The organism is Kribbella albertanoniae (assembly GCF_004348455.1).
Classification (GTDB): domain Bacteria; phylum Actinomycetota; class Actinomycetes; order Propionibacteriales; family Kribbellaceae; genus Kribbella; species Kribbella albertanoniae.
Genome location: NZ_SMKA01000351.1, coordinates 1 through 8,536, shown reverse-complemented (window position 1 = coordinate 8,536; position 8,536 = coordinate 1). Strand labels below are relative to the sequence as shown.

Sequence of the window (8,536 nt, the reverse complement as noted above, 5' to 3'; positions counted from 1 at the left end):
CCCGACAACTCAGCCGAAACGCCCGCCCTTCCACACCCACAACCGCCTCAACCTCCCCGCGGCTCACTTCCTCACACCGGCAAACCGCGGTGTCGGACGCACTCCAGCTCTTCCACCCGTCCCGCACCGGATAGGCCCGACCCAAGGCCTCCGCAAACCGCCGCAACCTCCCCAGCTCCGAGCCGCCAGCCGAAGCGTCTGATCGCGCCGTGCTCGCGTGTCGGGCTGCTGCGGCACCTGCGATTCGGCCCTCGGCTGCGGATAGGTCGGCGCCGCCGATACCCGTCAGCTCGCCGGCGGCGAAGACTCCGGGGATGCTTGTGTGCTGCTCGGAGTCCACGACGACCGACAACCCGTCGTCGGCGAGCTTGCACCCGGCTCCAACCGCCAGCTCCAACTGTGGTGTGAACCCGAAGCCCACGCACACTGCATCGCAATCCAACCGACGTTCGGTTCCGGGGATGGGCCTCCACCCAGCGTCCAGGCGGGCGATGGTGACCGCTTCTACCCGGTCGGTTCCGTGTGCCGCGATGACGGTCCACCCATGTCGGAGTGGGACACGATGCCGGGCCAGCGTGCGTGCATACCCAACTGCCTCGCCAAGCTTGCCCACAGCAACCAATGCATCCGGCGCCCACCCACGAGCGACCGTCGACAACCGATTCGCCTCGAACAACCCCACGACCGCGGCGCCAACCCCGATCAGCGACTCCGCAACCGGCAGCAGGAACGGTCCAGTCCCCGCAACCACCACCCGCCGACCAACGGCAATCCGCTGCCCCTTCGCCAGCGCCTGCGCAGCGCCCGCCGTATACACCCCGGGAAGATCCCAACCAGGGAAGGGCAAAACCCGATCGTAAGCACCAGTAGCCAACACCACCGCCCGACCGTCAACCGCAAACACAGACCGCCCAGCAGCATCTGCCGCCCCGCGCTGCACCCACAGTCGGGTCCCCTCAACAGCCCACACCGACGACTCCGGGAGATACGTGATCAGCTCATGCGACAGCACCCGATCCCCCACAAAAGCCTTCCGCCGTACGCCGAACTCTGCCGCAGCCTGCCGATGAAACTGCCCGCCCAAAGTACGTCCAGCATCAACCAAAACCACCGACGCCCCACCGTCAGCCGCGGCCAGCGCTGCAGCCATCCCCGCCGGCCCAGCCCCAACCACCACGACGTCGGCACGCAACGTTTGACCAGCCGACCCACCAGCACCACCACCGCGAGGCAACACAGCCCCACCCTGCGAGGAAATCTCATCCCCCGCCGAAACGGTCCGCTGACAAGCCCGCACGTCCGGAACCCCGTTCACCACGACCAAACAGTCGTAGCAAGCCCCGATCCCACAGAACACACCGCGCGGCTGCCCCTCACCCCGTGTAGTCCGCCAAGCATCCTGCCCTCGCGCCAGCAACACCCCAGCCACGGTCTGCCCAGCAACCGCCTCGACCGGCGAACCATCCACAGTCACCGGTACGACGTCCGCCGTACGGACCGAATCCCGCGAGAAGAAGGCAGTCACCCGGAAATCACCGCCTCCCGATCCACCCGGAACGGCTCGGCCGCAACATGCGGCGCCAACCCCAGGAACAGCTCAGTCACCAACCGCCCAGTCGAAGCTGCCAACCCGATCCCCGCACCCTCATGCCCGGTCACATGCCACAACCCCGGCACCCGCGGATCCGGCCCGATCACCGGCAGATGATCTGGCGCATACGGCCGAAACCCGCCGTACGCCCGCATCACCGCCACCTCGGCCAGAAACGGAAACAACCCAACAGCCTTCCGAGCCAACTCCCGCAGTACCCGAACCCGCAGCGACTCGTCGAACCCAACCCGCTCCCGACTGGACCCGATCAACACCGTGCCAGCTCGCGTCGACTCAACCACCGTCGACGTCTGCAGTTCGGCGTCCCCGCTCCCGACCGCCCCCACATAATCGGCGTCATAAACCTTGTGCAGAACGCATTCCGGCAGCGGCGCCGTCACCAAAACCATCCCTCGCCGCGGCAACACCCGGATCGGCGCACCAGCCTCGGCGCTGAACGCACCAGCCCATGGCCCACAAGCATTCAGTACGGCGCCGCACGCGATCACGCCGTCAGTCGTCTCAACCCCGATCACCCGGCCCGAAGCCGATCGCCGCAACCCAAGCGCCGTCACCCCGGACCGAACCTCACCACCACGATCCCGAACCGCAGCAAGCAAAGCCGTTGCCGCCAGCACCGGTTGCAGCTGCGCGTCATCCGGATAGTGCACTGCCCCTGTCACCCGAGGCGTCAGCAACGGCTCCAACTCGAATGCCTCAGCCGCGGAGATCACCCGAGCATCAACACCGGCCGCCTGCTGCTTGGCAGCGAACGTCTTCAACGGCGCCGGATCGCCAGTCGCAACGACTACGCCACCCTTGGATTCCCACTCGACATCCGCAACCCGCTCCGGCAGTCGCGCGAGCACCGTCTCCCACTCGAAGCGCGACGCGAGCGCCAACTCGAGCTCCGGCCCCGGCTCCTTGTCGGAGACAAGCACATTGCCTTCCCCGGCCGCCGTCGTACCTGATGCAGGTCCGTCGCGGTCGATCACCAGCACCCGGACCCCGGCCGCCGACAGCGCCTCAGCACAGGCAGCACCGACAATCCCCGCACCGACGACGACCACGTCGGGCAGTGCAGGCACGGCAACCTCCTCGAGAGCGTTCATTAAACTGAACGATTTCGAGAGTACGTCCCGGACGGTCCCGCGGTCAACGTCTCAACTGCGATGCGGCCCCGGCCCGGACGGCGCCGCATCCGGCGGGTATTCCAGCAGCAGCACCGAGCGCACCGGCCCGTCCACCGCCTCGTACTCGTGCGGCCCACCGGCCCGGAACGCCAGGTAGTCCCCCGGCCCGAGCTCCTCGGTCCGCCCGCGCGATGTCACCCGCAGCCGCCCGCTCAACACGACATGGTGTTCGATCCCGGGATGCCCGTCCGAGTGCTGTACAGCGTCCGGCCGCACGTCCTGCGTGTAGATCTCGAACAACCCGCCAGCCGGTTCCAGCCGCCGCACCATCCGCAGGTCGATCGCCTCACCGGACAGTACGTCGACCTCCGCCGCCCGCACCAGGATCAGATCGGCCGTCGGCGCATCACTCAGCAGCGCCGAGACCGGCACGCCGAGAGCGTTCGACAAACTGAACACCGTCTCGATGGTCGGATTCCCGCTCCCCGACTCCAGCTGCGACAGCGTTCCCTTCGCGATCCCCGAGCGCCGGGCCAGCTCGGACAGCGAGATCCCCTGCTCGTCCCGGCGCGCCCGCAGGTTCGCCCCCAGCACCCGTCCCGCACCCATCGCAGCCACACCGGGAGCTTAGAGGGTGTACAGAAGGACTGTTAATAGGCGGCAGTCGAGTCGCCGGCGGCGACGATTCACGCCTGCAGCCGGGTGGGGACCACACGTACTAACAGTTCTTCTGTACGCCATTTCACGGAATCACCCGCTGCCGCCTGAGCTCAGAGAAGATGTGGAAAAACATCTCCTCGGTGGCGACGTACTCGTGGAAGCCGGCTCGCCGTGCCTTCGAGCCGTCGGCGAAGAAGTCGTAGTCCCAGCCGAACACGAAGTCCGCGAACGGCCAGGACGACACTTCCGCGAACGACGTCGCCGCCAACCCGCGCGTCGCCTGCAACTGCTTCCACACCGGCTCTTTGTCGGCCATCACGTCCTGCAGTGACATCTGCAGCGGCGGCGCAACGTCCATCTCGAACCAGCGAGCGATCTTCGGCCACAGCTCACTCCACCGGAACAGATCGCCGTTCGCGATGTTGAACGCCTGATTCGCCGCGGCCGGCGCGGTCGCGGCCCATACCGCGGCCTTCGCCAGCAGGCCGGAGTCGGTGACTTCCAGCAACGCGTCGTACGCGCCCGGTTTGCCCGGGAACCGCAGCGGTACGCCGAGTTCCTTCGACAGCGAGGCGTAGACGGCAATCGCGACCGCCAGGTTCATCGGGTTGCCCAGGGCAACACCACCGACCACGGACGGCCGCAACGCCGACCAGTCCCACGCCTTCCCCACCTGCCGCGCCTCGAGGAACTTCTGCTGATCGACGTTGAACTCCGGCGGCAGATGCGGCGGATCGTCCTCGCGGGCCGGCGTCTTGAACGGCCCAAGGTGAGCCCCGTACACCTTGTACCCCTGCATCAGACTGATGTGCCGCAACCCCTGCGCCACCGGCTCGATCGCATCGACAACGTTGACCAGCATCGCCAGGTTCGGCGGCACCAGCTCGGCCCAGGTCGGCCGGTCCTGGTACGCCACGTAGAACACGTGCGTCACGTCGGAGAGCCCGGCGAGCTTGGCCCGGGTGTCGTCCGGATCGAGCAGATCCACCGCAATCTGCCGCACCTTCCCCGGTACGTCGACGCCCCCGCGCCGCGACAATCCGACCACTCGCCAGTCGCCCAGCGAAGCCAAGTGATCGACCAGATTCGTCCCGATCACACCTCGTGCACCGACCACCAACGCCACGTTCTCCATGCCCAACAGCCTGCCTGACCTGCACAGATAAGGCTAAGGCATAGTTTTCACCGATCCCATAAGCTGTGCTCATGACGACCCTGCGGCAGCTCGAGTACCTGGTCACCGTCGTGGACACCGGCTCGTTCACGAAGGCGGCCGAGCAGCTGCACGTGACCCAGCCGGCGTTGTCCCACCAGATCCGCGCCCTCGAGCGTTCGGCCGGCGGCCCCCTGCTCGAACGGCTGCCCCGCAACGTCCGGCTCACCTCGACCGGCCGCGCGATGATCCCGCACGCCCGAGCCGCCCTGGCCGACGCCTACCGCGCCGAATGCGCCGCCCGCCAAGCCGCCGGCCTCGAGGTCGGCGAGCTGCAGATCGCCACCCTCTACTCGATCACCCTGGGCATCCTCCCGGCCGCCCTACGCCGCTGGCGCCAGTCCTACCCCGAGGTCGGCATCCGCCTCTTCGAGCACCGGCACACCGACGAGCTCGTCGAAGCCATGTACGCCGGTCAGGCCGACCTCGCCATCGGCCCGGAACCAACCGACTGGCCAGGATCCCTGCACCCACTGGGCTCCGAGGACTTCGTGGTCGTAGTCGCCGCCGACGACCCAGCAGCCGCCGGCGACACCGTCAACCTGATCGACCTGGCCGACCGTTCCTGGGTCCACTACACGCCGAACCACGGACTGTCCGACGTACTCGATATCGCTTGTGCACAAGCAGGTTTCGAGCCCCGCATCGCCATCCGCACCGAACAAACCGCCGCCGCCCCAGCCCTCGCGGCCGCCGGCCTCGGCCCAGCCCTGGTCCCGAGCAACATCCTGCCGGCGTCGTACGACGGCCACATCCTCCGCCCCGATCCCCCGATCAGCCGCGCCCTGACGGCCTACACCCGCGGCCGCCCGGACTCCCTTGCCGCGGCATTCATCGACGTACTGGCTCAGTCCTGACCGCGGTTGCCGACGATCGCGGCGACTGGGGGTAGGACGGCCGCGACTGCGCTCATGATGATCGCGGCCGGGATCGAGTAGAGCCGGACCACGATCCACGCCAGCATGATCAGGCCGACGCAGGTCCCCATCACGGCGAAGTACAGCTTCTTGTTGCTGCCGAGCATGGTCAGACCGTCAGCGTCAGCTTGCCCAGCGCGCTCACCAGGGGCGCGAGCTCGGGCAGCTCGGATGCCTTCTGCAGGGCGGCTGTCAGTACGGCGTCGTGGGTGGGCTGGGCCTGGTCGAGGAGGTCGCGGCCGGCCTGGGTGACCTCGGTGTAGATGCCGCGGCGGTCGGTGGGGCAGAGGTAGCGCTCGAGGAGTTTGCGGTCCTCGAGGCGGCTGACCAGGCGGGTGGTCGCGGACTGGCTGAGGACGACTGCGGTCGACAGTTGGTTCATCCGCAGGTGGTGCTCATCCTGCCGGGCCAGCACGTCGAGCACGCCGTACTCGCTCACGGACAGACCGTGCTGCTTCTGCAGCGCGCGCTCCAGCTCGTCCTCGATCCGGGCGTGCAGAGCGGCCAGGGTGCGCCAGCCCTGCGCCCGCGCCTCGGCGGCGTCGTCCGGTAGTCCCACGGCTCCTCCACTTGAACTTTACGATTGCATGCGCCATCATAGCGCTTATGCAATAGCCCGCGTCTGCAACTACCAGCGTTAGCAAATAGGCGCGGCCGCCGGTAACAGTCTTAAGACTACAGATAGAGGAGCAAAGAACCCATGCCTGCGGCGTTACTCGCATTGGCAATCGGTGCGTTCGGGATCGGCACCACCGAGTTCGTGATCATGGGCCTGCTGCCCGAAGTGGCGACCGACTTCGGGGTCAGCATCCCGTCGGCCGGGCTGCTGATCTCCGGCTACGCGCTCGGCGTCGTGGTCGGCGCCCCGCTGCTGACCGCGATCGGCTCCAAGGTGTCCCGCAAGACCGTGCTGATCGCGCTGATGGGCGTCTTCATCGCCGGCAACCTGCTCTCCGCGCTCGCCCCGACGTACGGCGTACTGATGACCGGCCGGATCGTCGCCGCTCTGGCCCACGGCGCATTCTTCGGCGTCGGCTCGGTGGTCGCCGCTTCGCTGGTCCCGAAGGCCAAGCAGGCCAGCGCGATCGCGCTGATGTTCACCGGGCTGACCGTGGCCAACGTGCTCGGCGTCCCCGGCGGTACGGCGCTCGGTCAGCAGTTCGGCTGGCGGTCGACGTTCTGGGCGGTGACCGCGCTCGGCGTGATCGGTCTGCTCGGCATCGTCTTCCTGGTGCCACGACAGGACACCGCTGAAGGCCCCGGCCTGCGGGTCGAGCTGGCTGTGTTCAAGAACGTGCAGGTGTGGCTGGCGCTGGCGATGACCGCGCTCGGGTTCGCCGGGGTGTTCGCGTCGTTCACCTACATCGCGCCGATGATGACCGAGGTCGCGGGCTTCTCGTCCGGCGCCGTCACCTGGCTGCTCGTGCTCTTCGGCGGCGGGCTGGTCGTCGGCAACCTGCTCGGCGGCAAGGCGGCAGACCGCTCATTGATGCCGAGCCTGTATCTCATCCTCACACTGCTGGCCGTCGTACTGGTCGTGTTCGTCTTCACCGCGCACGCCAAGTTGCCGTCGGCAATCACCATCGCGATCTTCGGCGCGGCCGGGTTCGCGACCGTGGCTCCGCTGCAGAAGCGGGTCATGGACAAGGCGGCCGGTGCTCCGGCGCTCGCGTCCGCGGCCAACATCGCCGCCTTCAACCTCGGCAACGCGATCGGCGCGTACCTCGGTGGTCTGACCATCTCACACGGTCTCGGCTACACCGCCCCCAACTGGGTCGGCGCCGCGCTGGCGATCGCCGGCCTGAGTGTCGCCCTGCTCTCCGGGGCACTGGACCGGCAGCGCCGCACCTCACCTGTTCTCACGACTGTCTGAAGGATTGATCCACCGATGATTCCCACCGTGAAACTCAACAACGGCGTCGAGATGCCACAGCTCGGGTACGGCGTCTTCCAGGTCCCGGATGCGGAGACCACCGCGGCCGTGGCGGCGGCGCTCGAGGCGGGCTACCGCAGTATCGACACGGCGGCGGCGTACCAGAACGAGGCCGGGGTCGGGAAGGCACTGGTTGCCTCCGGCATCGATCGCTCCGAGCTGTTCGTGACTACCAAGCTGTGGAACGCCGATCAGGGGTACAACAAGGCCTTGCGGGCCTTCGATCGGAGCCTCGGGCTGCTGGGCCTCGAGTATCTCGACCTGTACCTGATCCACTGGCCGGCCCCGGACCTCGACCTGTACGTCGACACCTGGCGCGCGCTGGAGAAGCTGCTGGCCGATGGTCGGGTGCGCGCGATCGGCGTCTCGAACTTCCAGCCGGAGCACCTCGATCGGCTCGCCGAGGTCGCCGGGATCACACCGGCGGTCAACCAGGTCGAGCTGCACCCGTTCCTGCAGCAGGAGGACGTGCGCGCGTACGGCGCCGACTTCGGCATCCGCACCGAGGCGTGGAGCCCGCTGGCCAAGGGCGGTTCGCTGCTGACCGACCCGGTCATCCAGGCGCTCGCCGCGAAGCACGACCGCACCCCTGCTCAGGTCGTGCTGCGCTGGCACCTCCAGCTCGGCAACATCGTCATCCCGAAGTCGGTCACGCCGGCCCGGATCAAGGAGAACCTCAACGTGTTCGACTTCGACCTGTCGGACGAGGACCTCGCCACGATCACCCCTCTGGACCGCGACGAGCGCACCGGTCCGCACCCGGACAAGTTCAACGTGGCTTAGCAGTTCGCGTAGTAGTTCGAGACGGCGTGGAAGGACTTCTTCGGTTCCCAGCGGTACGGCGATGCTGGGTCGTCGGGGTCCTTCCGCAGTACCTTGCACAGGCTGTACGCCGCGATGTCCAGGTCGTGCGGGCGGTCGTCCGGCCGGTGCGGGACGTCCGGTGAGATGAACGTGTACATCGAGGCACCGAGGAAGCCTTCGGCGGTGAACACCTTGAGCATGGTCACCAGGTGGTCCGCCTGGGTCTGCTCATCACGGACGTACTGCGCCGGAATCTCGCCGTTGGTGTCGACGATGTCCCAGCCC

At 67.6% G+C, this 8,536-nt stretch carries 9 protein-coding genes and 1 pseudogene; 3 read left to right on the top strand and 7 right to left on the bottom strand.

All coding sequences use genetic code 11. The features are described 5' to 3' along the window. From E1261_RS41000 to E1261_RS40985, 4 genes are all read right to left on the bottom strand, one after another. Positions 1-1,525 (bottom strand): FAD-dependent oxidoreductase (locus E1261_RS41000; RefSeq protein ID WP_132415159.1); only part of this gene is annotated, 1,525 nt, incomplete at its 3' end. Next, positions 1,522-2,679 carry an NAD(P)/FAD-dependent oxidoreductase gene (locus tag E1261_RS40995; protein ID WP_238176766.1) on the bottom strand — a complete coding sequence of 386 codons (1,158 nt, stop codon included), beginning with the start codon at positions 2,677-2,679 and terminating at the stop codon, positions 1,522-1,524. The genes E1261_RS41000 and E1261_RS40995, both read right to left, overlap by 4 nt. Positions 2,680-2,754: 75 nt before the next feature. After that, on the bottom strand, positions 2,755-3,333 hold the full coding sequence (locus E1261_RS40990; protein ID WP_132415160.1) for a helix-turn-helix domain-containing protein: 579 nt from the start codon (positions 3,331-3,333) through the stop codon (positions 2,755-2,757). A 133-nt stretch (positions 3,334-3,466) separates the two neighbouring features. Further along, entirely contained in the window at positions 3,467-4,519 is a 1,053-nt protein-coding gene (locus tag E1261_RS40985) for an SDR family oxidoreductase (protein WP_132415157.1), read from the bottom strand. A gap of 71 nt (positions 4,520-4,590) precedes the next feature. Between E1261_RS40985 and E1261_RS40980 the strand changes: the two genes are divergently transcribed. Then, on the top strand, positions 4,591-5,454 hold the full coding sequence (locus E1261_RS40980; RefSeq protein WP_132415156.1) for a LysR family transcriptional regulator: 864 nt from the start codon (positions 4,591-4,593) through the stop codon (positions 5,452-5,454). Here the strand turns inward: E1261_RS40980 and E1261_RS45650 are convergent. Together E1261_RS45650 and E1261_RS40975 are read right to left on the bottom strand one after the other, a co-directional pair. Next, the gene (locus E1261_RS45650) at positions 5,445-5,621 is read right to left on the bottom strand and encodes a hypothetical protein (RefSeq protein ID WP_165952817.1); all 177 of its coding nucleotides are present in this window, start codon (positions 5,619-5,621) and stop codon (positions 5,445-5,447) included. The genes E1261_RS40980 and E1261_RS45650 overlap by 10 nt on opposite strands. Positions 5,622-5,623: 2 nt before the next feature. Then, positions 5,624-6,073, bottom strand: a complete 450-nt coding sequence (locus E1261_RS40975; RefSeq protein WP_132415155.1) for a MarR family winged helix-turn-helix transcriptional regulator — start codon at positions 6,071-6,073, stop codon at positions 5,624-5,626. A 141-nt stretch (positions 6,074-6,214) separates the two neighbouring features. On the opposite strand from E1261_RS40975, the gene E1261_RS40970 reads away from it, so the two are divergent. Both E1261_RS40970 and E1261_RS40965 read left to right on the top strand, forming a co-directional pair. After that, complete coding sequence (locus E1261_RS40970; protein ID WP_132415154.1) at positions 6,215-7,387, top strand: MFS transporter; 1,173 nt, start codon at positions 6,215-6,217, stop codon at positions 7,385-7,387. 15 nt (positions 7,388-7,402) lie between these two features. Continuing rightward, positions 7,403-8,230, top strand: a complete 828-nt coding sequence (locus E1261_RS40965) for an aldo/keto reductase (RefSeq protein WP_132415153.1) — start codon at positions 7,403-7,405, stop codon at positions 8,228-8,230. Here the strand turns inward: E1261_RS40965 and E1261_RS45645 are convergent. Continuing rightward, positions 8,227-8,536, bottom strand: a pseudogene (locus E1261_RS45645) (hypothetical protein); the annotation flags it as partial. The gene E1261_RS40965 and the pseudogene E1261_RS45645 overlap by 4 nt on opposite strands.